Below are 26,614 nucleotides of genomic sequence, written 5' to 3' on the forward strand. Positions count from 1 at the left end.
CTCGCCGCCACCGGTGCGTGGCTGCTCCTGCTGGGCTGGCTCGCCGCCACCGCGCTGTCCCCCGGGCTCAGCGACGCGGCGCCCCGATTCCTGGCCTGGCTGGCCACTCCCGGGTCCGCGACGGCGATGACCGTCGCGATAGCGGTGGCCGCCGCCTCGCTGGGCCTGCTCCTCGCCTCGCGGCCCTACGACGGCGTGCGGGTCCCGTTCGTCCTCTCCGCGGCCTGCGCGATCGCCGCCGGCGTCCTCGGGCTCGCGTCCTATCTGCCGTGCGCGGGCAGCCGGCCGGCCCTGTGGGACGCGGTCGCCGACACCCTGGGCCTGTTCCTCGGCGGCTTCGAGTTCCCGTTCGGGCCCGGCGAGGCATGCCCCCAGCCGGCGCCGCTCGCGCTGCACCTGGCCCGGCTCCTGGCCATCGTCGCCACGCTCTCCGGTGCGGTGTCGCTGCTGCTGTCGGTCTCGCGTGCCCAGCTCGACCGGCTCGGACTGCTCAGGGCCCGCACGGTCACCCTGGTGGTGGGCCTCGACGACACCTCCTGGCCGGTCGCGGCCGGCCTCGCCGCCGGCCGCAGGGCCGGACGGCGCTGCGTCCTGCTCGTCGAGGACGCCGACCCCCCGCTCGAGACCAGGGCGAGGGCGGCCGGCATGCTGGTCCTGAGAACCCCGCCGGGCGACCCGCTCGACCTCGACAGCACCTCGCTGTGGCGCCGGGTGCGACGCGTCCACCTGCTCTCCGGCGACTCCGCCCTGAACCGGGACCGCGCGGCCCAGCTGAAAGAGGCCATCGCCCGCGGCAGGACCGTGGCGGCCGGCGCCGGCACCCTCACCCTGGTCGCCCGCATCGACGACCCGTGGCACGCCGACGACTGGACCACCTCGCAGATCGGGGACCCCCATCTCGTGGTCGACGCGATCGGCACCTACGGGGCCACCGCCGCCGATCTCGTCGAGCGGCTGCGGGACCTGGCGCCGGCCCGGGTGCTGCTGATCGGGGACACCACGCTCGCCCTGTCGGTCTGCGCGGAACTCGCCCAGCGGGGCCGGGAGGACCAGTTCTCCGACGAAGAGGCCAGCCCGCCCGTGGTGACAGTGGTGGGACGCGCGGCCGGCGAGGTGGTGGCGGACCACCAGCTGCGCCAGCACCGCTTCGCCGTCGACCCGCTCGAGGTCACGGCCGTCGATGCCGAGCCCGACCTGCCCGGGGTGGTCGGGCTGGTCCGGACGTCCGGTGCGGCGACGGCCGTGATCGTCACCGTCGCGGGCACACGGCTCGGCGGCCGGCTCGGCGTCCGCTTCCCCGACCTGCCGGTGTTCGAGCTGTCGGCGCGCGACGACGTCCCCTCGGGCGCCCTGCCCGTGGTGGGCCGGGTCGTGCCCTTCAGTCTCGCCCTCTCCGGGGCAGACGGTCGCCGCGGCGACGCCTGGGAGCGGGCGGCGCGGGCCGTCCACGACCGGTACCGGCGGAGGTTCCCGGCCTCGCCGCTCGCCGTCGCGTGGGACGACCTCCCCCGGGAGTTCTACCGGGAGTCGAACCGGCGCCAGCTGCACTCGGTCCTGGATGCGATGGCCGCGCTGGGGCGATCGTGGCGTCCGACCTCGCCCGAGGACGTGCGGTTCGACCCGGCGCAGCTGGCATCCGACGAGGCCGGCGCGCGGATCGCCGAGGGCAGCCGGTTGTTCGACCTGAGCGGTCCGGAGCTCGAGCGGCTCGCGATCGCCGAGCATGCGTCATGGCTCGCGCACTACCGCGCCGACGGCTGGGAGTTCGGCGGGACGCGGGACGACGCGGCGCGCCGCCACCCGTTGCTGAAGGGGTGGGAGGACCTGCCGCCCGAGGCCCGCGAACGGACCAGGGTCGGCGTGATCGACACCCTCGTACAGCTGCGGGCGCTGGGCTACCGTCCGGTACGGACCGGGGCGGAGGCCTGGGCACGGTTCGAGCGGCTCGGCACGGTTGAGGCCGAGCCGCTCGCCGAACCGGTCGCCTGGACGGCGCCCGGGGGCGAGAGCCTGACGTCTCCGGCAGGCAGCTGGCTGGTCATCGACGCCACCGGTGGTCGCCGGACCGTCACCGACGACAGCTTCCGGGCGACGCACGAGCAGCTCGCCGACGGGACCTGGCGCAGAGCGGGCGTGGTCCGCGCCCGCCTGGCCAGGGACGGCGAGGAGGTGTCCACCCAGGAAGGCGTGACCGTGGGCACCCCGGGCTCCTGGCTGGTCGAGGACGCCGACGGCCACCGCTGGCTCGTCCCGTCCGACCACTTCGCCGCCAGCTACCGTCGGGTCGGCTGATCTCACCCCACCACGCGGGGACGGTTCCTTCCGCTCACGGCTGGTGCCGGGGACGACCCGGCGCGGGCCGCGACCGGGTCAGCGGGCGGCGAGCCACTTCTGGTAGCGGGCGGGATAGTCGGTCATCACGATGTCGGGCTTCAGGGCGACGGCGGCCGTCCAGTGGGCCTCGTCGTCCGGCACCCAGATCATCACCTTCAGGCCTGCCCGCTGCAGCTCGGAGGTGTAGCTCGCCGTGGCGATCCCCTGCTCCACCGCCACGCCCCACAGGCCGTCGGACGCCAGGGTGGACGCGGCGACGCGCTTGTCCTGGACGAACAGCATCCGGCGGGTGCCCGGATCGATCGCTCCGATCGCGGCCAGGCGGGACCGGTCGAACGAGGTCGCCACGAGTCGATCGGTCATGCCGTACTTCGCGAACGTGGCCAGGTACGCCTTGCGCTGGGCGGCCGTCTGGTCGGTCTTCAGCTCCGCCAGGATCCACGCGTCCGGGCTGGCCGCGGCGATCGCCTCCACGGTCGCGTCGAGGGTGGGCACGTCGTACGAGGCCGGGTCGACCGAGGTCGGCTTGGAGTGGCAGGTGCGGCGCAACGTCGCCCACGTCACCCGCGACACCCGCAGGTCGGCGCCGCCGCAGTCGAGGCCCTTTGTCGCGTGGTCGTCGTGGACGAGGACGGCGACGCCGTCCCTGGTGTACCGCACATCGGTCTCCACCGCGTAGCCGGCCAGCGCGGACGCCTCCATCGCCTGCTGGGTCTCGAATTGGTGCGCCTCGAGCCCGCCCCGGTGCGCGACGATCGTGGGGAACGTGGCGGCCGGAGAGCCGCCCTCCGTCGGCGCGGATGTCGCCCCCGGCGACGACGACACCGTCACGTGCGCAGCCGGGGTCGCGGCCGGACGCAGGGCACCGGGCAGCAACCACACACCCGCGGCAACGACGAGCACCCCGACACCGACGACTCCCGGCACCACCAGCCGGGACCGCCGTCGCGGCTCGGGCGGCGGCGCGGCGGCGGCCGCCGTCGACGAGACATCCGGCGCCCCGACCACAGGACCCGCCGGACCGGTCGACGGGAAGGACGCGGTTGACGAGACGGCCGGCGCCCCGACCGCGGGGGCCGCTGGGCCGCTCGACCCGGACCAGGCGGGCGGCGGCCGGGTGATCGGCACGACCGGGACCGGCTCCGTGGGCCGCCTGGTCGGCCCGGGTACGGGCGAGGTGTCCGGCGGGTCCAGCACCTCGGTGAGCGTGGCCATCAGCCGGTCGGTGTTGAAGCCGACCGGGTTGATCTCCACAGCCTGCCTCCGGGTCAGCGGCCCGAGCTCCGGCGGCAGCGCTGCCGGTGCCGGCATCCGCGCCCCGTCGACGAGGATCGGAACCACGAGCACTCCACGCTGGAGCGCGGCGGACAGCTCCAGGCGCACGAAGTCATTGGGGTCGTCGAGGCGCCGGTTCCCCTCCGCGTCGCGCAGGTCCAGCCACTGCGGGCCGATCAGTGCGAGCAGCACCTGGCAGTTCGACACGGCGCTGGTGAGCTTCTCGACGAAGTCCTCGCCCGGCGCGATGTTGTCGACGTCCTTGAAGATCTTCTCCGCACCGAAGCGGCCCGCCAGCAGCTCGTAGAGCTGGCGGGCCGGCCACGCCGTCTCCTGGCGGCGATAGCTGATGAAGACCCGGCCCGTTCCTGCCGCCATGGCCCCTCTTCTCCCGGCGGGTACGCCTCATGCTAGAGACGCCCGTACAGCTCGTCTGCGGCCGCCGGGGTGGCAATCTTCGCCATCGCCGGGTCCGCGTGGCGACCCCAGCCCGGGGCGACCTCAGCCTTTCTCGGGGCCGGCGACGTGGCGTCCGTCCAGGCCCACGAAGCTGCCCGGCCCGGTGCGCCGCACCGGATACAGGGCCGACCCGGTCCGGGCGGACGGCCACCAGCACAACTCGCCGGGGCCGGCGGGGACGGTCGGCTCGCCCGTCGCCGACGCCGCCCACGACATCACCGCCCCGTCCTCGCCGACCGCGGCCACCCAGCCCGGCTCCCCCGGCCGGCCGAGCGCCACCAGCCGGTAGGCGGCCGGACGATCCAGGCGCCGTACCACCGCGATCCGTGCCGGGACGTCCGGCCCGGCGCCGGTGGCTGCCCGGGCGGCCCCGACCGCCCGGGCGTCGTCGGTTGCGCTCATGCTGCGCAGCCTAGATTCCCCGCGCCGCCACCGTCAGCCGGGAGAACATCCGCCCGTCGCTGCGCAGGTAGAACCGGTGCGGCCCGTAGCTGACGAGCTTGAACGGGTAGTAGGGCGAGAGCGACTCGCGGCAGGGCCGCCACACCCAGTGCCGGCTGACACACGCGATGTCGGGACGGATCCGGATCTCGCCCTGCCGGCCCGGCAGTTGGTGCACCCTGCCGAAGACGAACTCCTCGATGGCGTCCCGCTCGAGGGTGAGCAGTGCCGGCTGGCGACGCCGGGTGACGATCCGTGCCTGCTGGTAGGTGCCGAAGCGCGCATCCAGAGCCACCACCGACGTGGCCGGCCCGTCGCCGCCGCGCGGCACGAGGTAGAAGAACGAGTCGGGGCGGTCGAGCCGCTGGACGAGCTCCGGCCTGCCGACCACCGTGGTCCCGAGCGCCTTTCGCCACCGGGCACGCTCCGTGAGTCCGGCCTCCTCGACGAGTTCGAGGGACAACCGGCCCGCCACCTCGGCGTCAAGCAGTTCCACGCCGTCGAAGCGCGGCCGGATCGGGACCCGCTCGACCCCCACGGCGCGTCCCGGCGGTTCGGGGTCGCAGACGGCCACGAACTTGCCGGCCCAGTGCCCGCTGGGGATCCCGGTCATGTAGTCGGCCTGCCAGGTAGCGTAGGAGATGTGCTCGTCGGCGACCCCTCGCGTCCCGCCCGTCCCGCAGACGTCTCCGCTGGTGTGCGGCGGCGGTCCTGGCGGTGCAGGGGTGGGCGGCCACGGGTTGTTCACGTCGAAGCCGCTGATGGTGTAGCCGCCGTCGAGGAAGGACGTCGGGGTCGCTGACGTCGTGACGCCGCGGACCACGATCCAGTGCGCCCACCCGTAGACCATCGCGATCGGCGAGATCTGGTAGTGGTGGATCGTCCAGGCGATGATCCGCGACATCGAGTCCTCGTCGTCGCGGGCGTCCAGCACGAAGTACTTGGTGGACTGGTGGTTGTTCATCGTCCAGGTGAGCCCGTCCGGCGCGGTGTACCAGCCGGACTCGGCCGTGGAGTGGGCGTGGTTGTCCGCGTACAGCGTCGCCTGGTCGACCAGGCCCGAACCGCACTGCTGGAGCACCATCTGGGCACTGGCCGCCCCGCAGTAGTAGTCGGTGTCCTGCTGGTGGTACTGGGTCGCCAGGTCCTTGTGGACGGTCATGGCTCCTCCTCCGGGTTGTCCTGGAAGGAAGAGCAGGCACCCCGGCATCCCGATACATCCGGCCCGCGACCGGCGCCCGGGTGGCTCTCCCGGGCGCCGGCGGCCGTCCCGCCGGCCGGCCCCGCTCAGGCCAGGTCGGCGAGCAGGATCGCCTCGGAGAGGATCGCGTGCTCGAAGGTCGCCAGGTGCAGCGACTCGTCGGGCGCGTGCGGGCTGCCCTGCGGGTCCATCACGGCGGTGACCAGGATCGCTGCGCCGGGGAACTCGCGGGCCAGCTCGGCGATGAACGGGATCGAACCGCCCACGCCGAGGTCGACCGGCTCCACACCGAAACCCTCAGCCAGCGCCGAGCGCGCCGGACCGCTCACCCAGCCGGGCTCGGCGAGGAAGCCCTGGCCGCAGTCGACATCGCTGAACTCGAGTCGCGCTCCGAAGGGTGCGTGCGCCTCCAGGTGACGCCGCAGCGCCGCGTACGCCTCGCGCGCGTCCTGCCCCGGTGCGACCCGCGCGCTGATCACCACGCTGACCTCGGGGTGCAGGGTGTTGGACGCCGTCGCGACCGACGCGTAGTCGATCCCCGTCACCGTGATCGACGGCTGGTTCCAGATCCGGGAGAGCAACTCGCCCTTCCCGATCGGATGCGTCGAGGCCGGCAGGTCGGTCTCCTCCCTGAGCCGCGCCTCGTCGTAGGCCGGGGTGGCCGACTCGCGGATCCGCAGTCCCTCCACCGCGACCGAGCCGTCCGCGTCCCAGAGGGTGGACAGCAGCCGGATGGTGGCCAGCATCGCATCGGGGACGGCGCCACCGAACATGCCCGAGTGCAGCGCGTGCGCCAGCGTCCGCACGGTCAGCGTGAAATGCGCGGTGCCACGCAGCGACACCGTGATCCCCGGAGTCCGCGAGTCCCAGTTGCCGGAGTCGGCGACCACGATCAGGTCGCCGCTCAGCGCCTCGGCGTGGTCGGAGAGGAACTGCCCGAAGGACCGGGACCCGTACTCCTCCTCGCCCTCCACGAACAGGGTCACCCCCAGTCCGCCCAGGTCCTCGCCCACGACGGTGCGCAGCGCACGCAGCGCGGCGAGGTGGGTGAGAACGCCGGCCTTGTCGTCGCCGGTGCCGCGCCCGTAGAGCCGGCCGTCGCGTTCGGTCGCGACGAAGGGCGGCGAGTTCCACAGCGCCTCGTCGCCCGGGGGCTGCACGTCGTGGTGCGCATAGAGCACGACCCGGCGTGAACCGGGTCGCGCCGCGCGGGTCGCGAGGACAGCCGGCTGGCCGGTCTGGGAGGTTCCGGGAATGGCGGCCGTGTACACGCCGACCTCATCGAACACGCCGGTCGCGGACGCGAGGGCGCTGATCGCCTCGGCGCTGCGCCGGACCTCGGCCTGGTCGAACGAGGGCCAGGACACCGAGGGAATGGCGACGAGATCGGTCAGCTCTGCGATGGCCTGAGGCATGGTGTCCGCGATGGTGGCGCGGAGCGCGGCGACAGTGGCGGGGTCGGTCATGGTGCCATCCTCGCACCGCCCCGCCGGCGCGTGAGCCCGCGGCGCCCCGGTGGGCCGGTGGCCCCGCCCACAGGACCACGGGATAAGGTCTGCGCTTGTCATGACACAGAAACCCATCGAAGGACGCCGCGTCTTTCCGTTCGGCGCCTGGCTGCTGTCCACCGTCGCCCTGGTGCTGCTCGCGCTCGCCGCGTGGATCCGCTACCACTTCGGTTCGGTGAGTTTCGAGCAGATCATCACGAACCTGCCGATCTCCAACGGCGAGGGCGTCGGCAACAACAACCTCCTGGTCGAGGCCGTCCAGGTCTGCCTCGTGCTTCCGATCAGCCTCACCACGCTGGCGGCGGTCGGACGCTGGCAGTGGGGCCCGCGCCGGGACGTGACCCGGCGACGGCGCCGGCTCCTGGTCCCCGCCGGGGCAGCGGTGCTCTCGTTCGTCGTCCTGCTCGTGGCTGCGGGCGTCCCCCAGTTCGTCCGTGCCTCCCTCGACACCCGCACCATCGCCGACTACTACGTGACCCCTGCCGTCACCACGGTGCCCGCGCACCCGAAGAACCTGATCACGATCTACCTGGAGTCGACCGAGAACACCTTCGGGGACGCCTCGATCTTCGGCGAGGACCTGCTCGCCAACCTCCAGGACGCGACCAGGGACTGGGCGCCCTACGACCTCCACCAGTACCCGACCGGCGGCTGGACCATGGCCGGCATCGTGAGCACCCAGTGCGGGATCCCGCTGAAGAGCAAGCTGCTCACCCTCGGCGTCAACTCCAACACCCTCGGCGAGGAGCTGGAGACCTACCTTCCTGGCGCCACCTGCCTGGGCGATGTGTTGAAGCAGCAGGGCTACACCAGTGCCTTCGTCGGTGGCGCGCACGCCCGGTTCGCGGGCAAGGACACCTACCTCCTCGACCACGGCTACGACCGCACCCAGGGCCTGGACGACTGGCTGGCCGCCGGCGAGACCAGCGAGAACGTCTCGGCATGGGGCCTGTCGGACGCCCGCATGTTCGCGCACGCGGAACAGACGGTGGCCGACCTCCGCGCGGGCGGAAAGCCGTTCAACCTCACGATGCTCACCCTCGACACCCACGATCCGGGCGCCGTGTACCCCTCGTGCACGGGGGAGGACGCCGTCCGGTACGCGACCGCGCTGAAGTGCTCGGGGAAGGCCGTGGCGGGTTTCCTCAGCTACCTCGAGCAGAACGGATACCTCGACGACACCGTCGTCATCCTGACCGGTGACCACGTCAAGAACACCGGCGACAGCGACCAGTTCCGCGACCAGCTCAACCAGGCTCCGGAGCGTACGATCTTCTTCCGCGCGTGGAGTCCCGCGGGCGTGCACTGGGGACGCGAGGACGCCGACCAGCTGTCCGTGCTGCCGACGACCCTGGAACTGCTGGGCTTCGGCGTCCCTGGGGGTCGCGCGGGTCTCGGGGTCTCTTTCGCCGCCCCGCACGACCTCGCCGGGACGGCCCTCGCCCTCTCGCCCGGCGACTACGAGGCTCTGATGGAGGCGCCGTCCAGCGACGCCTACCGGCAGTTCTGGGGGTCCTGACCCTTCACTCCGCCTCGACGTGCGCCTTCAGCGCGGTCAGCGCCTGCGCCCAGTTGGCCTGCGAGCGCTGGGCCTCCTCCGCGTCGGCGTTGCCGTCCTGGCTGAGGCTCAGGTCGGTGCCGTCCGCGTCCCCCGAGAGCAGCCAGGTGAGTGTGTGGTGGTTCTCCGGCGTGTCCGGCTGCCCGGACAGCGGGCTGAAGTGGGTGACCGACAGCCTGGTCGGCGGATCCACCTCCAGGACCTCGCCGGTGTCGCGGTAGGCCCGTCCCTCGTACTCCCCCGACCAGCTGATCGGGTGACCCCGCACCCAGTCGGTCTCAAGGGTGGTCCCGAACATCCAGGCCTTCACGTCGTCCGGATCGGTCAGTGCCCGCCAGACCCGCTCGAGGGTCGCGTTCACCCGGACCTCGGCGGTGGCGACGATTCCCGTCATCACGACCTCCTTCTGCACTCGACACCCCCAGGGCTACCCGTTCTGCCGGGGACTCCAAACGGGATGCCCGCCGGCCGTCCTGCCGATGCCGAGGTGCGCCTACGATCGGACCACGTCCAGCCCGTCGGACCCGAGGAGCAGCCATGACCCAGATCGTCGTCGACAACAACCCGGGCAGGTCACGCTACGAGTCACGCATCGGCGGCGAACTGGCGGGCTTCGCCGAGTACGAACTCACAGACGAACTCGTCGTTTTCACCCACACCGAGGTGCTCCCGGCCTTCGAGGGCACGGGCGTCGGCTCCGCGATCGCCCGGTATGCGCTGGACCGACTGCGCGAGGAAGGCACCCGCAAGGCGCTGCCGGTCTGCCCGTTCATCAAGGGATGGATCCAGCGGCACCCTGAGTACCTGACCGTCACCTACGGCGCGGCGCCATCGGCCTGATTCGCCTCCCGGGCCGCCGGGCACGTCCGGCCGAATCGATGGGCACCGAGACGCGCCGTCCGGAGCGCCCGGCCGCGGTCAGTCCCCGGCCGCGATCAGTCCGCCGGCCCGGGGTTTCCCGAAGGCTTCTCGCTGGTGACCTCGTCGGCGGGATCGGCGGTCGGGCCCGGGTTGCCGAGGGCCCAGGAGTTGTTGCGCTCGTCCTCGGGGTTCGGCGTCGAACCGGGGTTGCCGACCGCGCGGTCGGTCTCGGTCTCGTCCTGCGAATCAGCCGTCGGTCCGGGATTGCCTACCGACCACTCCCTGTTCTGCTCGCTCATGACTGACTCCTCCTCTCGGCCCCCGCTTCGTCACGAGGTCCTGCCCCGACGTTACCCGCTTCGCCGGGGAATCATCAGGCCGGCAGTTCCCAGGTGTGCACCGGCTCGTTGGCATGCATGTGCGCGGCGTACGCAGCGAGCATCTCGCGCAGCGCGTCGGGACGGGACAGCCCGCGGGCCTCCCACCTCCGGACGGTCGCCACCTGCCAGTCGGCCCCGTTCTGGCCGCTCAGGCAACGTCCCTCGATCACCCCGAGCAGGCGGTTGCGGACGGCAGGAGCGACGCCCCAGGCGTCGAGGCCCTGGTGGGCCATCGGGAGCAGTTCGCGCAGGACCAGTTCGCTGGCCGGGATCTCCCCCCGCCCGGGCCAGAACAAGGTGGCGTCGATCCCGTGGCGAGCCCCGGCCAGGAAGTTCTCCCGAGCCGTCCCGAACGACATCCGGGACCACAGCGGACGGTCGTCCTGCGCCATCGTGTGTAGTGCGCCGTAGTACAGGGCGGCGTTCGCCAGCGTGTCCACGATGGTCGGCCCTGCCGGGAGCACCCGGTTCTCCACCCGCAGGTGCGGGCGGCCGTCCACGAGGTCGTAGATCGGCCGGTTCCAGCGGTAGATCGTGCCGTTGTGCAGCCGCATCTCCTCCAACCTCGGCGTCCGGCCCGCGTCGAAGGCCTCCTGGGGGTCCTCGTCGTCGAGCTCGGGCAGCATCGCGGGGAAGTAGCGGGTGTTCTCCTCGAAGAGGTCGAAGATCGAGGTGATCCAGCGCTCGCCGAAGAACACCCGTGGCCGCACCCCCTGGTTCTTGAGTTCCTCCGGGCGGGTGTCCGCCGCCTGCGTGAACAGCTCGATCCGGGTCTCGGCCCACAACTCCTTGCCCATGAAGTACGGGCTGTTCGCACCGAGCGCCAGCTGCGGACCGGCCAGCACCTGGGCGGCGTTCCAGTGCGCGGCGAACTCCGAAGGACGCACCTGGAGGTGCAACTGCATCGACGTGCACGCCGACTCCGGGGCCAGCGAGTCCGCGTAGCGCAGCAGCCGCTCCCCCGACGGCCCGGTGATGTCGAGATGGATGTCCTCGCCCCGCGCGGCCAGGACGGCGTCGTTCAACGCCTGGTAGCGGGCATTGGCGCTCATCCATTCGCCCTCGTAGGTCTGAGGGGTGATCGTCGGAAGGATGCCGATCATGATGATGTGCGCGCCGACCTCCGCGCAGCGCCGCTCCGCCTCGTTCAGCGAGGCCCGCAGATCGCTCTCCAACTGGACGGCGCTGTCCCCGCCGAGCGGGTGCGGGGCGACGTTGAACTCGATGTTGAACCGGGCGAGTTCGGTCTGGTACTCGGGATCGGCGATCGCCGCCAGCACCTCGGCATTGGCCAGTCGCGGCCGGTAGCCCGGATCGACAAGGTTCAGTTCGATCTCCATGCCGACCAGTGGACGGTCGAACTCGAACGAACTGGAGGCGAGCATCTGCTCGAACACGTCCAGGCAGGTCTTCACCTTCTCGCGGTAGCGCTGCCGCTGCTCGCGCGTGAAGGTCGCGGATTCGAGGTCGCGTCCCATGCGGCGAGTATTGCCGCTGCGCCCACCCCGGGGATAGGTCCGGCGGGGCTCAGTCGCTGAACTCGGTGGCGACGAAGCGGCGCAGATAGGCGTCGACGTCGAGGGCGACCGCCCCGTCCAGTTCGCCGGGGCCCGCGCCGATCCACAGGTCGAGGTCGAGGGCGGAGACCGCGCCGGACAGCTCGGGCCGCCATTCGTTGCCGTAGCCGAGACGGCCGCGCAGCACGATGTAGTCGTGGCGGGAGCGGTCCAGCGCCTCGATCTCCGGCTGGTCTAGCAGCCGGAACGCCGCGACAGGGTTCAGTGCGTCCAGCCGACGCGACAGCGAGGTGCGCAGGACGGCCGCGCTGGTCCACCCCAGGACGCTGTAGTCGGCCTCGCGGGCCGGATCGCCGCGGGACTCGTCGGCCCAGGCCGTGACCCGATCGAGGCAGCGGAAGTCGGACGAGCGGTCCCTGACCAGCTGGCTCAGCGATGCCGGGCTCTGCCCGGCGTGGCGGAAGTAGTGACCCGTGCGGGTCGCGACTCCGACGCTCGCGGGCGGAGCACTGGGCTCCCAGGTGTCGATCCTCAGCATGGCCCCTCCATGGTCCTCGCCCCTCGGAGGTGCCACCGCGGCGGCTGATACCTCCTCCGGAAGATGGAACTCCCTCGGAGGAGGCGCGCATAAGACCCCGTGCGGGCGACCTCCGTCCGGGTGACCAGCACCAACCCGGCCACGAGCGCGACGGACGCGATCGACCACCGACGACCGGGCCGTCCGCGCCTCCGGCGTTTCGGCCACGCGGCCGGGCGAGACCGCCCCGAGGCCACCGGCGGTGGATTCGGCAGTACCCGCCCCACCGCAGTGGACCAGCTTGGGGACGGTTCCTCACTCGGTCCGTGGACCAGATTGGGGACGGTTCCTCACTCGGTCCATTCCGGAGGTGGACCGAATAGAGAACCGTCCCCAATTCGGTCCGGGTGAGTCGGTCGACCGAGGACGTCGGCGGGCGGCGTTGTTCGCGTTGTTCGGGACGGGCGGTCAGCCCAGACCGGCAACCGGACGGCTCGGCTCGGTCGGGGTGGCCAGCAGGGAGGCGAGCAGCGCGTAGAAACCCGAGCGGTCGACCCGCTCGACCACGGTGGCGTTCGGCGTCCGGCCGAACTTCGCCCACGCCATCGACGACATGCCGCGGGTGAGCGGGGACACGGTGTCCACGTCCACGCGGTAGGGCGCGCTGTCCTGCACCAGTTCCGGGTGCAGCAGGGTGGCGAGGGTGAGCGAATCCGGGTGCGTGGAACCCTCCACGCCGACCGACTCGTCGTAGTCGATGGTGGCGTCGCACATCCGCCGGAAGAACCGGGCCAGCGGCGTCCCCGGCGCATACAGCCGCTCGTACTCCGGGCGGGCGAAGGTGGCGTCGCGCAGGGTCAGCGGCGCCCACGGGATGATCGTCAGCTGCGGGAAGCCCGCGTCCAGGACAACCTGGGCGGCCTCCGGGTCGACGTAGAAGTTGAACTCGGCGCTCGGGGTGATGTTGCCGCGCCCGTTGTTCGACCCGCCCATGACGTAGAGGCTCTTCACCCTCGAGGCGAAGGTGCGGTCCATCACGACGGCCGTGGCGATGTTGGTGAGCGGCCCGATCGCCACGATGCTGAGCTCTCCCGGCGCCTCGGCCGTCAGGCGCAGCAGCGCGTTCACCGCGTGCTCCTCGGCGTTGCTCGCGTCCGTCAGGTCCATCGACAGGCCTCCGGACCCGTCCCCGTGAACGTCCTCGGCCGACTCCCACTCCCGCAGGATCGGCGCCCGGCAGCCGACGTGCACCGGCACCTGGCCCAGGCGTCCGGCGACGTTCAGGGTCAGGTGGGCGTTGGCGACCTGCTGGTCGAAGCCGACATTGCCCGCCACCATCGTGATCGCCCGCAGGTCCGCGCGCGGGTCGAGCAGGCCGAGCAGGATGGTGACACAGTCGTCCTGTGCGGTGTCGGTGTCGATGATGACGGGGATCGGGCTCATGCTCCTCCTCTGTGCTGGCCCCACACCCTAACCATCCAGGACCCGGCCACCGGCCCGGATCAGCGCTCGCTGCGCAGTTCTCCCCTCAGGAACAGGTCGGGAGTGGCGCCGTCCAGGAAGGCCGCAACGCTGTCCGGCAGCTCCCGCTCCGCGCTCCAGGCGACACCGAGACCGCGGGAGTGGCGAGGCTCGATCGGGACGTAGGCCACGGCGCTGTCGGCGGACGGGGTGGTCGGTTCGGGAATGATGGCGACGCCGAGGCCGGCCCCGACGAGACCGCGGATCGTGTCGATCTCGCTGGACTCGAAGGCGATCCGCACCCTCGCCCCTGCCGCGGCCAGCATCGGGTCGATCACCGTGCGCAGTTCCGTGGTGCGGGAGAAGGCGATGAAGTCCTCTCCGTCCAGTTCGGCCGCTCCGAGGGTGGCGAGGCCAGCGAACCGGTGCCGCGGGGGGACGGCGACGGCGAGCCGCTGGTCGACCAGCTGCCGCCACGCGATGCCCGTGGCGGCAGGGCCGGGGGCGGTCACGAACGCCACATCGAGGGCATCGGTTCCGATCCAGCCGAACAGATCCCTGGCGAACCCCTGGCGCAGCTCGAACCGGCTGCCGGGCGAGGTGGTCCTGTGGTGGCGGACCAGCCGCGGCACTGCCCACAGTGCGACGGACTGCAGGAAGCCCAGCCGGATCGTCCCGCGTGGGCCGGCGAGCTGGTCGACATGCCGGCGACCCAGGTCGAAGCCCTCCACGATCCTCAGGGCGTCGGCGCGGAATGCCGCTCCGGCGCGATTCAGCTCGAGGCTGCGGCCACGCCGGGTGAACAGCGTCGCGCCGAGGTCGGACTCGAGCCGGGCCAGCGCCCGGGACACGTTGGACTGGTTCACGCGCAGGAGAGCGGCCGCGTCCCTGGTGTTCTCGGTGTCGGCGAGGACGAGGAAGGTCTGCAGTGTCTGTTCATCCACCACCGCAGCTTATCGATGCGCCTAGCGCATCGATAAGCCTCTCTCGATCATTTGGCGCATCCTGAACAGGCTTCCACAATCGAGGTCATGACCACAGCCGTCGATCGGGCAACCCACGCTCCCACCATCCCTGCGTGGACCGGCCACGCCGCCGGCGCACCGGCGTACCGACGGCTCGTGGTGGCGCTGATGGCCGGCGGACTCGCCAACTTCTCCCTGATGTACTTCGTGCAGCCGCTGCTGCCCATGCTGGCGAGCCACTACGGCGTGACCGCCGCCGAGTCCGCCCACGCCCTGTCGATCACCACGCTGACGATCATCCTCGGGCTCGCGGCGACCGGCCCGCTGGCCGATCGGGTCGGCAGGGTGGCCGTGATGCGCTGGTCCCTGCTCGCCTCCGGCGTGCTGGGTCTGCTCTGCGCCCTTGCCCCCACCTGGTCGATCCTGCTCCTGCTGCGCGGGCTGCTCGGGCTCACTCTCGCCGGCCTGCCCGGCGCCGCGCTGGCCTACCTGCGCGAGGAGGTGGACGGCACGTCCCACCCGCGCGCCAACGCCGCCTACATCGCCGGGACCGCCGTCGGCGGTGCGGCGGGCCGGCTGCTCCCGGGACCGTTGGCCGCGATCGGGGGCTGGCCCCTGGCTGCGGGGACCGTGAGTGTGGTCACGCTCGCCGCGGGCGTCCTGCTCGTGGTGCTGCTGCCGCCCTCACGAGGGTTCCGCGCCCACCCGGTGGCACTGCGCGAGACGCTGGCCGGCACCCTCAGGGCGCCCGCTGACCGCGTCGTCGGACTGCTGTGCGTCGTCGGCTTCGCGGCAATGGGAGCGTTCGTCGGCAGCTACAACGCTGTCGCGTTCCGGTTGCAGGCCGCCCCCTTCCTGCTCGGCGCGGCCGCGTCCCTGGTGTACCTCGCCTACCCGGTGGGCATCGCCGCCCCCACCGTTGCCCGGGCGCTTGCCGCACGCATCGGACGCGGTCGCGCCGCGACGGCGGGCGTGGCGCTCCTCGCCGTGAGCGTGGTGCTGCTCTCCTTTCCCGTGCTGCCGGCCGTCGTCGCGGGACTCGGCCTGATCACGTTCGCTTTCCTCGGCACGCACTCCCTGCTCAGCGGCTGGGTGGTCGACCGCGCCCAACGCACCGGACGCGGCACCGCCCAGGCCTCCAGCGCCTATCTCGGCACCTACTACCTGGGCAGCACGCTCGCCGGCGCGCTCGCGACCTGGCTGTGGCAGACCGGAGGCTGGACCGGGGTCGCCGTCCTCGGCCTGGCACTGTGCGCCGTGGCGTTCTCCGCCGGGGTCGCGGCGACCCGCCGCGACACGGACCCACGGGAGATCGGCGAGGGCGACGCGATCGCGCTGGCCTGAACAGGGATCCCCAACCCGGTTCGTACGGGCTAGCGTGGCGGTGGAGGTCCTCGCCTCGGCACCCGGGCTCCGGGTCCGGGGCGACCGGCGAAAGGCCCTGATGAGCACGTCCCGCTTTCCGAGGTCGGTGTACTCGCGCGGCACGGAACCCGATGCCCGGTTCAGTCTGGCCAACGAACGCACCTTCCTGGCCTGGATCAGCGTGGGCCTGGCGCTGATCTCGGTCGGCGTCGGCCTGGAATCCCTCGCGCTGAACCTCCAGCCCGGGTACCGGCTGGCCGCGTCCGTCCTGCTCGTCCTGGGTGGCATCGGCTGCCCCGTCCAGGCGTGGTTCGGATGGCGTCAGGTCGAGACCGCGCTGCGCGAGGGCCGGCCACTGCCGTTCACTCCGATGCTGGTGGGCCTGCCCGTCCTGCTCGCCGCGACCGGAGTGCTCGTCGTGCTCGCCCTGGCCACCCGATGAGTTCCGGATCCGGGCCCGCCGGGGGGCTGCAGCCGGAGCGCACCAGCCTCGCCTGGTACCGCACCTGTGCCGCTCTGCTCGTGCTCGGGCTCGCCGCACCCCGGCTCACCTGGAGCTCCCTCGACGGCTGGGCGCTGCTCCCTGCCGGCGTGGTCGTGGCAGGATCGTGCGTGCTCCTGACCGCGAGCCGCCGTCGCTATCTGCGGGTGCGCCGCAGCCTGCGCCAGGACTCCGCGCCGCCACTCCCCGACGGACGGTTGCCGATGCTGGCCTCCGGCCTCGCCCTCGTCCTCGCCGCGCTGGCCGCCTGGGTCGTGCTCGGTCCCCACTGACTCCCGAACGGAAGGCACCTGTGGACGCATCCGCCCTCTTCCCCTCCGGCCTCGGCTGGGAGGCGGTGGCGCTGCTCGCCGTCGTGGCACTGGCCGCCGGCTGGGTGGATGCGGTCGTCGGTGGCGGCGGGCTCCTCCAACTCCCCGCTCTCCTGCTCATCCCCGGCATCCAGCCCGTGCAGGCACTGGCCACCAACAAGCTCGCCTCGATCTGCGGCACGGCCACCAGCAGCGTGACCTACTACCGCCGGGTCCACCCCGACCTGCGGACCGCGCTGCCGATGGCCGCCGCAGCCCTGCTCGGCAGCTTCGGCGGGGCCATCCTCGCCACACTTCTGCCGGCGGCGGTGTTCAAGCCGGTCATCGTCGTGGCCCTGCTCGCCGTCGCCGTCTTCACCGCGGCCCGCCCGAGCCTCGGCAGCGAGACCGCCCTCCGGTTCAGTGGACGCCGCCACTACGGCAGCGCGGTACTGATCGGCGCGGTGATCGGTTGCTACGACGGGCTGCTCGGGCCAGGCACCGGCACCTTCCTCGTGATCGCCCTGGTCAGCGTCCTCGGCTACAACTTCCTCGAGGCATCCGCCAAGGCCAAGATCGTCAACTTCGCCACCAACCTGGGCGCGCTGCTCCTGTTCGCGCCCCATGGGGCCGTGCACTGGGGCCTGGGCCTCGTGCTCGGCGCCGCGAACATGACCGGGGGCTACATCGGCTCCCGCACGGCGATCGCCCGCGGCACCGGCTTCGTACGGATCGCCTTCCTCGTCGTGGTCGGCGTCCTGATCGTCAAACTCGGCATCGACGTGTGGACCGAGGACGTCGCCCCGCTGCTCGCCCGGTGACCGCCGGCGAAGGGTCCCGCCGCCGTGGTTCGCTCGGGGAGGCAACCCTGCATCGAGTAGGCCCAGCCCGTTCGCAGGAGAGTCGTTCTGCGCGTCTCAGAGCACGAGGGACTTGCCAGCCAGCAGCAACCCGTCTTTCTCGAGAGCCTTGACTTGGTCCGGCCGCACTGGCGCTCTTCCACTGAGGTCCCGCCCCTGCCGTGGAGGTCCCGCCCCTGCCGTTTCATCAGGCAGTCCCAGTACGGGCGACAGCGCGGGGCGGTCGGGCCCCGCTAGGCTCGCGCCCGCAGTGGCGGTCTTGGAGGAGACACGTCCGACAGCCGGTGGAGGTGGGATGGGAACGATGCCGACGGCACTGGAGGCGCACGGCCTGGTCAAGGCCTTCGGTGACGTGCGCGCCGTGGACGGCATTGACCTGGCCATTCCGCGGGGCACCTTCTACGGCATCGCCGGCCCGAACGGTGCGGGCAAGTCGACGACCCTGCGCATGCTCACCGGCCTGTTGCGCCCGGACTCCGGCAACGCCGTGCTCGACGGCGTCGCCGTGTGGCCCGACCCGCTGCCCGCCAAGGCGAAGGTCGGCTTCGTGCCGGACAACCCGGTGCTGTTCGACCGGCTGACCGCACCGGAGATGCTGGAGTACGCGGGCATGCTGCGCGGGATGGACCCCGACGTGGTCGCCACCCGATCTGGCGAACTGCTGCGTGTCCTCGACCTCGCCGACGTGGGCGAGAAGCTGATCGCCGACTTCTCCCTCGGCATGATCAAGCGGATCGGGCTGGCCGTCGCCCTGCTGCACAGCCCCCGCGTCCTTGTCCTCGACGAGCCGTTCGGCGCCCTCGACCCGGTCAACACCTCTGTGATGGAGGACATGCTCCAGCTCTACCGACGCGGCGGCGGCACGGTGGTGTTCGCCAGCCACGTGATGGATGTCGTGCAGCGCCTGTGCGATCGGCTCGTCGTGATCGGTGCCGGCCGGGTGCTGGCCGAGGGCACGGTGGCGGAGGTCTCCGGCGGGCGGACCCTGCAGGACGCCTTCGTCGAGCTCGTGGGCGGCCGAGATCTGGAGGAGGGTGAGCTGTCGTGGCTCTCGTCCTCCTCCGGCTGAGGCTGGCGATCGCCCGCCGCTCCCGCGGGCGGGGCAGCGGCGCCCGGCTCTACTTCGCCGCGTCCTGGGTGATCGGCGGTGTCGGCGGCCTGCTGGCCGGACTCGGCAGCGCGGTGCTGCTGTCGGGGGACGGGACCGGAGACCTGCTGCTGCTCGTCTCCTTCTTCTCGATCTTCCTGCCGTGGGTGATCGGGCCGATCGTGGAACCCACCCTCGCCGACGGTGTCGTCGATCCGCGGCGGCTCGAGCAGTTCCCGCTCACCGGCGCCCAGCAGGTGGGCGGGCTGCTCCTCGGCGCCCTCGTCTCCCCTACCGCCGCGTTCACCTTCCTCTTCGCCGCCGGCGGTGTCGTCGCTGCCGGCGCGGCCCCGCCGGCCCGGCTGGCATCGCTGGCGGTCGCAGCCCTGTTCACCGTGATGTGTGTCTCGGTCTCGCGGTCGGCGCAGGCCCTGCTGGCCGGGGCGATGCGGTCCCGCCGCGGCACCGACATCGCCGCCTTCGCCGCCAGCGTGCTGGTGCTGGGGGTGTATCTGCTGGCGCAACAGGCGCACTCGGCCACCGAGGCCCTGGGGACGCAGACCGTGACCGGCCCGATCGGCAGCGTCCTCGGCTGGACGCCGCCGGGCGCGGCGGCCAGGGCGATCCTGAGTGCGCGGGACGGCGACTGGCTCGACGCCCTGGCCCGCGTCCTGCTGGTGGCTGCGGTGACCGGCCTGGCGCTGCTGGCCTGGGCCTGGGTACTCGGCGAACGGGTGAACGGGACCTCCGGCACCCCGCACGACCTGCGCCGCCGCCGCGGCCTCGTGGCGCTGCCGTTGGCCCCCGCGATCCTGCGTGGCCTGCGCCCTGGCCCGACGACGGCTGCAGCGTCCCAGCAACTGCGCTACTTCTTCCTCCGCTCCCCCCGCGCGATCCAGACGCTCGTCATTCCTCCCGTGATGGGCGTCGTCGTCGCCCACGCCAGCTTCGCGGCCTACGGCCTTCCCGCGCAGAGCGCCGCGTTCGCCGCGATGTCCGTGGTCGCGGGGAGCTTCAACCTGTTCGGCTACGACGGCCCCGGATTCACCTATCTCGTGCTGGGCGGAGCGCCGCTGCACCGCGTCCTGCGCGGCAAGGCGCTGGCACCGCTGGTGTACCTGCTGCCGCTGGTGGTGGCGTTCAGCATCGTCGAGGGCTCGTTCCGGGGCCTGGACGGGGTGGCGCAGCTCACCGCCATCCTCGCCGGCACCTGCGTGGTGGTGCTGGGGCTCGGAGTGGGCTCGGCCTCCAGTGTGCTCAATCCGAGCGACCAGTCCCGCGTCGGCCAGCGTCGTGGATCCTTCTTCAAGGTGTTCGGCTGGTTCATGGGGTTCTTCGCCGTCGCCGGCCTGGGCGGGGGCGCGTGGTGGGCCCTGACGGGCTGGGCCGGCCCCGTGCTGACCGGGATCATCATGCTGGCAGGCTCGGTGGTTGCCGGCCGCCTCGCGCTCGGCTGGTCCGGACGCCGGCTGGACAGCGACCCGTACGAGGTGATGCGCAAGCTCGATCCCCGGACCGCCTGACGTCCCTCACCCGGCGCGGGGAGCGTCCCACTCGGGGTCGAAGGCCGCACGGAGGGCGCGCAGGGACGCCATCGCCCGCTGTTCGAGGCGACGCACCGTGCTCACGCTGATCCCGAGCCGTTGGGCAACGACGGCCTGGTCGAGTGGTTCGCCGGTGACGAAGCCGTGCCGGAGCCGGAGGACGGACGCCTGCTCGGGGTCGAGCCGGCCGAGCAGCCGACGCAACTGCGCCGCGTAGATGGCCGCGTCGGGGTCGGGCGGGTCGGGGTCGGCGACCTGGGGCGCGTCCCCGAACGGGTCCAGCGCGACAGGGGCCAGGTACCGGACGAGCCGTCGCGTGGCATCGACGGGCCTGCCCAGCTCGACGGCCAGGTCGGCGGTGTCCACGCTGCCGCCCCGCTCCTGGCCGAGGCTGTCCTCCAGCCCGCGTGCCCTCCGCATCCGCAGCGCCGTGCCGCGCGGAAGGGCGAGCTCGCCGAACCGTGCCGCCGCGACCTCGGCGAGATGCTGGCGCACGCGGATCGTCGCCCAGGTCGAGAACCGTCCTCGCTCGGCGTCGTAGCGGCGCAGGGCGTCTGCCAGCGCCACGAAGCCCTCCTGGAAGAGCTCGTCCGCCGACAGCCCGCTGCGGCGCACCTCCCGTCCGGTGAGCTTCCAGACGAGGCGGACGTTGGCGAGCAGGAACTCCTGCCAGGCCCGCTCGCCCTGTGCGACGAGTGTCCGCAGTTCGTCCGTGGTGGCCGGGACCGGCCGCTCCCCCGTCTCCAGGAAGTGGCGGGCCAGCAGCCCGGCTTCGATGGCCCTGGCGAGGGTTCGCTCCTGCTGGGGGTCGAGCAGAGCGGTGGCGGTGGATCGCATACGTCCACCCTGCCGCCGTCGCCTCCGATCTGACCCCCGGGGACCGCAACTGGGGAGCAACATTCGGACAACACCCGGTTCCTGTGGACGCCCTCACACCCCGGCGGGAGACCGCACGACACCGACGGGTCGGTCGGGCCGGCCGCCGGGCAGAAGGTCAGACGGCGGGGCCTGTGGCCAACGCCAGCAACTCCCTGCGCTGCCGCTCCAGCTCGACCAGCTGGGCGAACATCCGGTTGTAGGCCGGCTGGTCGTCGAGCGGATTCGTCCGCTGCAGCTTCGACTTGGCGTCAGCGATCTGCCGGGACAGCGCCTGGACGCGTAGCTGGGCGGAGTACTCGCGCGCGTAGCCCTCGGTCGGTTCCCGCAGGACGGGCTCCACCGCCAGCGAGATCACCAGCTGTTCGAGAACGGGGTCGGGGTTGGCCTGGAGGATCCGCTGGGTCCACCCGCCCGGCCCGTCGCCCGCGGCGAGCACGGCCTCGAACAGCGCACGATAGGCCGGGTGGAGGAAATTGTCCGCGACCAGGCCGTTCCACTCCTCGCCGAAGGTCTCGGGAGCCCGCACGATCAGCCGCAGCGTGCCGCGCTCGGCCTCCAGGCGGCGGTCCCGCGGATCCGGCACGGGCAGGGACGGACGCGGCGGCGGCATCCCGGGCAGGGCGTCGGTGGCATCGGGTTCGGGCCGTCGCTGCTGCTGGTCCGGACGGGCCCGCCGCTGCACGGTCACCTTCACCTCCCGGCGCACCTCCTCGGGGTCCATCCCGAGCAGCTGGGCCAGTTCGCGCAGGTAGCCCGACACCAGGGACGCGTCCCTGATGCTGCTGACCAGCGGCGCAGCCGCACGCAGCGCGGCGAGGCGTCCGTCGACCCGGTCGAGGTCGAAACCGGAGACGACGTTGCGCATCACGAACCGGTACAGCGGTACCCGCCTGCCGACGAGCTCGCGGAGGGCCGCGTCACCATGCTCCATCCGCAGGTCGCAGGGATCGAGCCCGGTCGGTTCCACAGCGACGTAGGTCTGGGCGAGGAAATTCTGGTCGCCCTTGAACACCTTCAGCGCGGCCGCCTGTCCCGCCGCGTCCCCGTCGAAGGTGAAGACCACCTCGCCACCGGCGACGTCGCCGGTGCCCAGCAGGCGTTGCAGGAGCCGGGCGTGCTCGTCGCCGAACGCCGTGCCGCAGGACGCGACCGCCGTGTCGACACCGGCGAGGTGGCAGGCCATCACGTCGGTGTAGCCCTCCACGACCACAGCCTGGTTCTTCCTCGCGATGTTGCCCCGGGCCAGATCGAGCCCGTAGAGCACGTTCGACTTCTTGTAGACGATGGTCTCCGGCGTGTTCAGGTATTTGGCCGGCATCCGGTCGTCGTCGAAGATCTTCCGGGCTCCGAAACCCAGCACGGAACGTCCCGCGTCCCGGATCGGCCACAGCACCCTGCCCTGGAAGAAGTCCCAGCCGTTCTCCCTGACCAGACCGGCCTTGACCAGCTCGTCGTCGGTGAACCCCCGCGCCTTCAGGTGCGCCCCGAGTTCGCGTCCACCGGTCGGTGCGTAGCCGATCCCGAACTGCTCCGCCGCCGCCTTGTCGAACCCGCGGCCGTCGAGGAACTGGCGTCCGGGAAGACCGGTGCCGCTGAGCAGCTGGCCGGCGTAGAACTCGGCGGCGAGCTGGTTGGCCTCCAGCACCCTGAGCCGCAGGCCCGGCTCCAGCCGCTGGCCGCCGCCGTCGGTGTAGCGCAGCTGGACGCCGACCCGGTCGGCGAGGAACTCGACGGCCTCGGCGAAGCTGACGTGGTTGATCTTCTGCACGAAACTGATCACGTCTCCGCCCTCTCCACAGCCGAAGCAGTGGAAGAACCCGCGCGCGGGTGTGACGTGGAAGGACGGCGTCTTCTCGTCGTGGAACGGGCACAGGCCGACCATCGACCCCCCGCCACCTCGTCGGAGCGTGACATAGGACCCGACGACGTCCTCGATCCTCGAGCGCTCCCGGACGGTCGCCAGGTCCTCTTCGTTGATCAGGCCGGCCACGCGGTGATTCTAGGACGTGCCTGGGACCCCGGACGCCGGTCCGGCGGCAGCCTCCCCGCACCCCGGACCCGGTTATCCCGCCCTCCGGCGCCGGACCTGCAGCGCGACCTGCAGCAGCGCGGCGGCGACGCACAACCCGCCGATGGCCAGCGGGAAGTCGGCCGTCGACCGGTCGAGCACGATGCCGACGAGCAGTGGGAACACGGCCGCGCCCAGCGACGACGCCGCCGCCTGGAAGCCGACCACCGTGTCCGCTGCCGCCGCGGACGTGCGTTCCGCCGTCGTGAGGGTGAGCAGCGGGTAGATCGGCGCGGCGGCCAGGCCGAACAGTCCGATCGCGATCGGTGCCGCGACCGGACCGCCCATCAGCCCGAGTCCTGCGGCCAGTACCAGTCCGGCCACGGCGCCGGCGAGCACCGGCCACGCTCCGGTCCGCTCGGCGATCCCGCCGAGCACCACCCGGCCGGCGAACATCGCCAGCCAGTAGCCGGATGCGACGGTCCCGGCCACCACGGCGGACACGCCTGCTCCCTGAGTCAGGTAGGTGAACGCCCACAGCGCCACGCTCGACTCGATGCCGGTCTGCACCGCGACGGCGAGCAGCCCCAGCCCGACGTCCAGCGGACGAGCGCCGGCGAGCCTGCCTGCGCGGCCGCCGTCCGCCTGCGGACCGCCCCCGGACGCCCAGCGGTTCCTGGTGAGCAGGAAGACCACCGCGAGCACGACCTGGACGCACGCCACCGTGGCCCATGCCCACCGCCAGCCCAGCCCGGTCTGGATGGTGAGGGTGACCAGCAGCGGCGACGCGGCGGCCCCCACCACGTAGGACGCGTGCAGCAGGTTGATCCGGCGCGGGCCGAACCAGCGCGCGGCGTAGGCGTTGAGCGCGGCGTCGATGGCCCCGCTGGACAAGCCGCCGAGAACCACGCTCGCCAGGAACTGCGCGAAGCTGTGGCTGGTCGCCGCCACGACGAGCGATGCCGTCGACAGCAGCGTGCTCGCCGCGAGTAGTCGGCCGATTCCGAGCCGGCCCAGCAGGCGGCCGGTCAGGCTGGTGGCGACCAGCGTCGCCGCCACGCCGAAGGGAGGTACCAGGCCGGCCGCGCCGGTGGACTGGCCGAAGTCGAGACGCATGCTCGGCCAGGCCACGCCGAGCATGCTGTCGGGAAGGGCGATGCTGAAGAAGGCCAGATAGGCCAGGAAAGAGAGGAACACGCGGAACTCCGAAGGGATCGAGGGACGGGCCGAGTCGATGTGCCGACCGTCCTGGCCGTGCCGCTGATCGGGTGGATCAGTTCCGCTGAGGGGCCGGCACGCGTCTGAGGGTCAGCGCGTGCCGCTTGCGCCGGGAGTTCCCATGCGGCTCACCCTAGCCGACGCCCCCGCTCGGACCCCACTCCCACCGGCGGCCGCCTCCGCCATTCAGACGCAGACGCCGACGACACTCGAGGACGCCGGAGTCTCGGTGGCGCCGACGCGTCTCGGTGGCGTCCGTGGCGGAGTTGACGGGGGACGGCGCTCAGGCGCCGCGGCCGATGCCCCTCGGCAGCCGTGCCGGGTTCCAGCCGAGGAGGTCGACGGCCTGCTCGAAGGCGAAGCGGTCGGTCATCCCCGCGACATAGGTGACGGCTGCGCGGACCCGGCCCTCCTGGCCCTGGTCCGCCGCGACGAAGTCCGGCGGAAGGGCGAGCGGGCGCTCCGCGTAGTAGTCCACCAGCGCGCGCAGCACGGCGACGACCGCGCCGGACTGCGCGATCGAATCGGGGCGGGTGTAGATGGAGGCGTAGTTGAACGCGCGCAGCGCGGCTAGGGCCGCGGCCGGTTCGGCGGCCATTCCGACCGACCCGCTCGTGCTCACCGTGGCGATCACGGCCCGTACGAAGGTCCCGAGCTGGGCGCGCCGCGTTCGGCCGGCCACGCCGACCACGTCGTCGGGCAGGTCGGCCAGGTCGACGATGCCGGCGTCGGCAGCGTCCTCGAGGTCGTGGGCGCAGTACGCGATCCGGTCGGCCCAGCTGACGATCTCACCCTCCACGCTCGCGGGAGCAGGCCGCGACCAGGAGTGGTTACGGATCCCGTCGAGCGTCTCCGCGCAGAGGTTGAGACCGGTCAGGACGACGTCGGCTCCCCACGGCCCATGGTCGTAGCCCTCGGCGATGAACGCGTCGAACGCGTCCTCGCTGGCATGCCCGCCGGGCCCGTGTCCGCAGTCATGGCCCAGCGCGATCGCCTCGGCCAGGGTGGCGTTGGCTCCGACGCCTCGCGCGATCGCCGTCGCCACCTGCGCGACCTCCAGCGCGTGGGTGAGCCGGGTGCGCTGGTGATCGGTCGGGAAGACGACGACCTGGGTCTTCCCGGCCAGTCTCCGGAAGGCCGTGGAGTGGACGATCCGGTCGCGGTCGCGCTCGAAGCAGGTCCGTTCCGGGTCCGGCTCTTCCCGGATCGCCCGGCTCCCCGCCCCCACGGCCAGCGTCGCACCGGAGCGCAGGTGACCGGCTTCCCATTCCTCGCGCTGTTCCCTGAGCACGGGCCGACCGGCGGCGATGCCGGGACCCGGTTCGGCATGGGCGCGGACCAGCTGGTCGTCGGGATGGCCGGCCATCGTCTCGGCCCAGGCGACGGCGCGCGGCGGGAGCTCTGGCATGGCCCCATCCTGTCAGCCCCGGACGGTCCGCGCCCGCCGTCGCCGCGGGCGTTCCGGAGCCCCGGACGCCGCGGCCCCGGCGCTACCCTGTGTGACATGTCCAACGAGCAGCAGGACGGGACGTCCCGGACGCCGCAGAGCCAGACCGGCCACCCGCAGTCCGGCTACCCACAGCCGGGCCCATACCCGCAGCCCGGCGCATACCCGCAGCCCGGCGCATATCCGCAGCAGGGCCAGACCCCGCAGGCGTACCCGCAGGGGGCCTACGGCCAGCGGCCAGGACCCTACAGCAACGGCCAGCCGCAGCCGTACGGCCAGCAGCCGACCTATGGTCAGCAGCCCGCGGCCAACCCGTACCAGGTGCCCAACCAGGTTCCGCCCTACGCCCACCCGCAGGCCTATCCGGCTCAGGCCTACCCGACCCAGGCCTACCCGACCCAGGCGTACCCGACCGCGGGCGCCGCGGACCCGACCGGTCCGTCGGCCCGCAGCCCCATGCTCGGCATGGTCGCGTTCGCCGTGCTGGCTCTGTGCCTGGTGGTGGGCAGCGTCGCCGGGTTCCAGGTCATGCAGGTGGCCGCCCAGTACGTCGTCACCCTCTCGGGAAGCACCGCCGCCGACCAGACCGCGATCACGCAGGCGCTCGAGGCCGAACTCATGAGGAGCTACCCTGCGCAGACGATCGCGCTCAACCTGACCGGCTGGGGAGGCCTCGTGGCCTGGATCGCGGGCATCGTCGCCACCGCCACCCGTCGCGGTCGGCTGTGGGGGGTGCTGACCATCGTCCTCGGCGTCGTCAGCCCGATCATCATCATCGCTGTTGCGGTCGCAGCGCTGGGCCCCGCGCTGCAGTCGCTCCCCCGCTAGGCGCAGGTGTGCGCCTTCCGGTGACCGGCACGTGCGCTCCGGCCGGTCCGGCCCTGCCCACGCTCCCGAAAGGCGGGGTTTGTGGCCCGGGGCGGGGGGCCAAGACCCC

Annotated in this window: 24 protein-coding genes; 10 read left to right on the forward strand and 14 right to left on the reverse strand. The window is 72.3% G+C overall.

Going from position 1 to position 26,614, the window contains the following annotated elements; all coding sequences use genetic code 11:
- Window positions 1–2,292: RyR domain-containing protein (locus QM633_RS12460; RefSeq protein ID WP_415154084.1), on the forward strand; the 2,292-nt coding region annotated here is incomplete at its 5' end.
- A 78-nt stretch (window positions 2,293–2,370) separates the two neighbouring features.
- On the opposite strand, the gene QM633_RS12465 is transcribed toward QM633_RS12460, so the two are convergent.
- The 4 genes from QM633_RS12465 to QM633_RS12480 all read right to left on the reverse strand — a co-directional run bounded on the left by QM633_RS12465 (window position 2,371) and on the right by QM633_RS12480 (window position 7,176).
- On the reverse strand, window positions 2,371–3,987 hold the full coding sequence (locus QM633_RS12465; protein ID WP_415154085.1) for a glycerophosphodiester phosphodiesterase family protein: 1,617 nt from the start codon (window positions 3,985–3,987) through the stop codon (window positions 2,371–2,373).
- 123 nt (window positions 3,988–4,110) lie between these two features.
- Window positions 4,111–4,470 (reverse strand): hypothetical protein, encoded by a 360-nt coding sequence (locus QM633_RS12470; protein ID WP_415154086.1) that lies wholly within the window; start codon window positions 4,468–4,470, stop codon window positions 4,111–4,113.
- Window positions 4,471–4,480: 10 nt separating this feature from the next.
- Window positions 4,481–5,671, reverse strand: coding sequence for a hypothetical protein (locus QM633_RS12475; protein WP_415154087.1), 1,191 nt, complete (start codon window positions 5,669–5,671; stop codon window positions 4,481–4,483).
- A gap of 125 nt (window positions 5,672–5,796) precedes the next feature.
- Window positions 5,797–7,176 carry a M20/M25/M40 family metallo-hydrolase gene (locus QM633_RS12480; protein ID WP_415154088.1) on the reverse strand — a complete coding sequence of 460 codons (1,380 nt, stop codon included), beginning with the start codon at window positions 7,174–7,176 and terminating at the stop codon, window positions 5,797–5,799.
- Between the two features lie 100 nt (window positions 7,177–7,276).
- Here QM633_RS12480 and QM633_RS12485 point away from each other — a divergent pair, with 100 nt between their 5' ends.
- Complete coding sequence (locus QM633_RS12485) at window positions 7,277–8,737, forward strand: LTA synthase family protein (RefSeq protein ID WP_415154089.1); 1,461 nt, start codon at window positions 7,277–7,279, stop codon at window positions 8,735–8,737.
- A gap of 4 nt (window positions 8,738–8,741) precedes the next feature.
- Here QM633_RS12485 and QM633_RS12490 read toward each other — a convergent pair whose 3' ends face one another.
- Entirely contained in the window at window positions 8,742–9,170 is a 429-nt protein-coding gene (locus QM633_RS12490) for an SRPBCC family protein (RefSeq protein ID WP_415154090.1), read from the reverse strand.
- Window positions 9,171–9,313: 143 nt separating this feature from the next.
- On the opposite strand from QM633_RS12490, the gene QM633_RS12495 reads away from it, so the two are divergent.
- Complete coding sequence (locus tag QM633_RS12495) at window positions 9,314–9,616, forward strand: GNAT family N-acetyltransferase (protein ID WP_415154091.1); 303 nt, start codon at window positions 9,314–9,316, stop codon at window positions 9,614–9,616.
- 95 nt (window positions 9,617–9,711) lie between these two features.
- Here the strand turns inward: QM633_RS12495 and QM633_RS12500 are convergent, their stop codons facing one another.
- The 5 genes from QM633_RS12500 to QM633_RS12520 form a co-directional block, all read right to left on the reverse strand.
- Window positions 9,712–9,936 carry a hypothetical protein gene (locus tag QM633_RS12500; protein WP_415154092.1) on the reverse strand — a complete coding sequence of 75 codons (225 nt, stop codon included), beginning with the start codon at window positions 9,934–9,936 and terminating at the stop codon, window positions 9,712–9,714.
- A gap of 74 nt (window positions 9,937–10,010) precedes the next feature.
- Window positions 10,011–11,495, reverse strand: coding sequence for a glutamate--cysteine ligase (locus QM633_RS12505; RefSeq protein WP_415154093.1), 1,485 nt, complete (start codon window positions 11,493–11,495; stop codon window positions 10,011–10,013).
- Window positions 11,496–11,544: 49 nt separating this feature from the next.
- Window positions 11,545–12,072 carry a hypothetical protein gene (locus QM633_RS12510; RefSeq protein ID WP_415154094.1) on the reverse strand — a complete coding sequence of 176 codons (528 nt, stop codon included), beginning with the start codon at window positions 12,070–12,072 and terminating at the stop codon, window positions 11,545–11,547.
- A 447-nt stretch (window positions 12,073–12,519) separates the two neighbouring features.
- Window positions 12,520–13,494, reverse strand: a complete 975-nt coding sequence (locus tag QM633_RS12515) for a nucleoside hydrolase (RefSeq protein WP_415154095.1) — start codon at window positions 13,492–13,494, stop codon at window positions 12,520–12,522.
- A gap of 59 nt (window positions 13,495–13,553) precedes the next feature.
- Entirely contained in the window at window positions 13,554–14,456 is a 903-nt protein-coding gene (locus QM633_RS12520) for a LysR family transcriptional regulator (protein WP_415154096.1), read from the reverse strand.
- A gap of 87 nt (window positions 14,457–14,543) precedes the next feature.
- Here QM633_RS12520 and QM633_RS12525 point away from each other — a divergent pair, with 87 nt between their 5' ends.
- The 6 genes from QM633_RS12525 to QM633_RS12550 all read left to right on the forward strand — a co-directional run bounded on the left by QM633_RS12525 (window position 14,544) and on the right by QM633_RS12550 (window position 20,104).
- The gene (locus QM633_RS12525) at window positions 14,544–15,821 is read left to right on the forward strand and encodes an MFS transporter (RefSeq protein WP_415154097.1); all 1,278 of its coding nucleotides are present in this window, start codon (window positions 14,544–14,546) and stop codon (window positions 15,819–15,821) included.
- 100 nt (window positions 15,822–15,921) lie between these two features.
- Complete coding sequence (locus tag QM633_RS12530) at window positions 15,922–16,284, forward strand: YidH family protein (RefSeq protein WP_415154098.1); 363 nt, start codon at window positions 15,922–15,924, stop codon at window positions 16,282–16,284.
- Complete coding sequence (locus QM633_RS12535; protein ID WP_415154099.1) at window positions 16,281–16,616, forward strand: DUF202 domain-containing protein; 336 nt, start codon at window positions 16,281–16,283, stop codon at window positions 16,614–16,616. The genes QM633_RS12530 and QM633_RS12535 overlap by 4 nt, the downstream gene beginning before the upstream one ends.
- A 20-nt stretch (window positions 16,617–16,636) precedes the next feature.
- On the forward strand, window positions 16,637–17,455 hold the full coding sequence (locus QM633_RS12540) for a sulfite exporter TauE/SafE family protein (protein ID WP_415154100.1): 819 nt from the start codon (window positions 16,637–16,639) through the stop codon (window positions 17,453–17,455).
- 343 nt (window positions 17,456–17,798) lie between these two features.
- On the forward strand, window positions 17,799–18,563 hold the full coding sequence (locus QM633_RS12545) for an ABC transporter ATP-binding protein (protein ID WP_415154101.1): 765 nt from the start codon (window positions 17,799–17,801) through the stop codon (window positions 18,561–18,563).
- A complete protein-coding gene (locus QM633_RS12550) occupies window positions 18,539–20,104 on the forward strand; it encodes a hypothetical protein (protein ID WP_415154102.1) in 1,566 nt (521 codons plus the stop codon). The genes QM633_RS12545 and QM633_RS12550 overlap by 25 nt, the downstream gene beginning before the upstream one ends.
- A 6-nt stretch (window positions 20,105–20,110) precedes the next feature.
- On the opposite strand, the gene QM633_RS12555 is transcribed toward QM633_RS12550, so the two are convergent.
- The 4 genes from QM633_RS12555 to QM633_RS12570 all read right to left on the reverse strand — a co-directional run bounded on the left by QM633_RS12555 (window position 20,111) and on the right by QM633_RS12570 (window position 25,638).
- The gene (locus tag QM633_RS12555) at window positions 20,111–20,962 is read right to left on the reverse strand and encodes a sigma-70 family RNA polymerase sigma factor (RefSeq protein WP_415154103.1); all 852 of its coding nucleotides are present in this window, start codon (window positions 20,960–20,962) and stop codon (window positions 20,111–20,113) included.
- A 157-nt stretch (window positions 20,963–21,119) separates the two neighbouring features.
- Window positions 21,120–22,994, reverse strand: a complete 1,875-nt coding sequence (gene dnaG / locus QM633_RS12560) for a DNA primase (protein ID WP_415154104.1) — start codon at window positions 22,992–22,994, stop codon at window positions 21,120–21,122.
- 72 nt (window positions 22,995–23,066) lie between these two features.
- Window positions 23,067–24,209 carry an MFS transporter gene (locus QM633_RS12565; RefSeq protein WP_415154105.1) on the reverse strand — a complete coding sequence of 381 codons (1,143 nt, stop codon included), beginning with the start codon at window positions 24,207–24,209 and terminating at the stop codon, window positions 23,067–23,069.
- A gap of 304 nt (window positions 24,210–24,513) precedes the next feature.
- Window positions 24,514–25,638, reverse strand: coding sequence for an HD domain-containing protein (locus tag QM633_RS12570; protein WP_415154106.1), 1,125 nt, complete (start codon window positions 25,636–25,638; stop codon window positions 24,514–24,516).
- A 96-nt stretch (window positions 25,639–25,734) separates the two neighbouring features.
- On the opposite strand from QM633_RS12570, the gene QM633_RS12575 reads away from it, so the two are divergent.
- Complete coding sequence (locus QM633_RS12575) at window positions 25,735–26,505, forward strand: hypothetical protein (protein WP_415154107.1); 771 nt, start codon at window positions 25,735–25,737, stop codon at window positions 26,503–26,505.
- Window positions 26,506–26,614 lie beyond the last annotated feature (109 nt).

This window comes from Propionicimonas sp. (assembly GCF_047606205.1).
Lineage (GTDB): Bacteria > Actinomycetota > Actinomycetes > Propionibacteriales > Propionibacteriaceae > Propionicimonas.

Excerpts from the sequence above, each read along its gene's own strand:
- QM633_RS12465 (WP_415154085.1), bottom strand. The coding sequence starts at position 3,987 with ATGGCGGCAGGAACGGGCCGGGTCTTCATCAGCTATCGCCGCCAGGAG.
- QM633_RS12470 (WP_415154086.1), bottom strand. The coding sequence starts at position 4,470 with ATGAGCGCAACCGACGACGCCCGGGCGGTCGGGGCCGCCCGGGCAGCC.
- QM633_RS12475 (WP_415154087.1), bottom strand. The coding sequence starts at position 5,671 with ATGACCGTCCACAAGGACCTGGCGACCCAGTACCACCAGCAGGACACC.
- QM633_RS12480 (WP_415154088.1), bottom strand. The coding sequence starts at position 7,176 with ATGACCGACCCCGCCACTGTCGCCGCGCTCCGCGCCACCATCGCGGAC.
- QM633_RS12485 (WP_415154089.1), top strand. The coding sequence starts at position 7,277 with ATGACACAGAAACCCATCGAAGGACGCCGCGTCTTTCCGTTCGGCGCC.
- QM633_RS12490 (WP_415154090.1), bottom strand. The coding sequence starts at position 9,170 with ATGACGGGAATCGTCGCCACCGCCGAGGTCCGGGTGAACGCGACCCTC.
- QM633_RS12495 (WP_415154091.1), top strand. The coding sequence starts at position 9,314 with ATGACCCAGATCGTCGTCGACAACAACCCGGGCAGGTCACGCTACGAG.
- QM633_RS12500 (WP_415154092.1), bottom strand. The coding sequence starts at position 9,936 with ATGAGCGAGCAGAACAGGGAGTGGTCGGTAGGCAATCCCGGACCGACG.
- QM633_RS12505 (WP_415154093.1), bottom strand. The coding sequence starts at position 11,495 with ATGGGACGCGACCTCGAATCCGCGACCTTCACGCGCGAGCAGCGGCAG.
- QM633_RS12510 (WP_415154094.1), bottom strand. The coding sequence starts at position 12,072 with ATGCTGAGGATCGACACCTGGGAGCCCAGTGCTCCGCCCGCGAGCGTC.
- QM633_RS12515 (WP_415154095.1), bottom strand. The coding sequence starts at position 13,494 with ATGAGCCCGATCCCCGTCATCATCGACACCGACACCGCACAGGACGAC.
- QM633_RS12525 (WP_415154097.1), top strand. The coding sequence starts at position 14,544 with ATGACCACAGCCGTCGATCGGGCAACCCACGCTCCCACCATCCCTGCG.
- QM633_RS12530 (WP_415154098.1), top strand. The coding sequence starts at position 15,922 with ATGAGCACGTCCCGCTTTCCGAGGTCGGTGTACTCGCGCGGCACGGAA.
- QM633_RS12535 (WP_415154099.1), top strand. The coding sequence starts at position 16,281 with ATGAGTTCCGGATCCGGGCCCGCCGGGGGGCTGCAGCCGGAGCGCACC.
- QM633_RS12545 (WP_415154101.1), top strand. The coding sequence starts at position 17,799 with ATGCCGACGGCACTGGAGGCGCACGGCCTGGTCAAGGCCTTCGGTGAC.
- QM633_RS12555 (WP_415154103.1), bottom strand. The coding sequence starts at position 20,962 with ATGCGATCCACCGCCACCGCTCTGCTCGACCCCCAGCAGGAGCGAACC.
- QM633_RS12570 (WP_415154106.1), bottom strand. The coding sequence starts at position 25,638 with ATGCCAGAGCTCCCGCCGCGCGCCGTCGCCTGGGCCGAGACGATGGCC.
- QM633_RS12575 (WP_415154107.1), top strand. The coding sequence starts at position 25,735 with ATGTCCAACGAGCAGCAGGACGGGACGTCCCGGACGCCGCAGAGCCAG.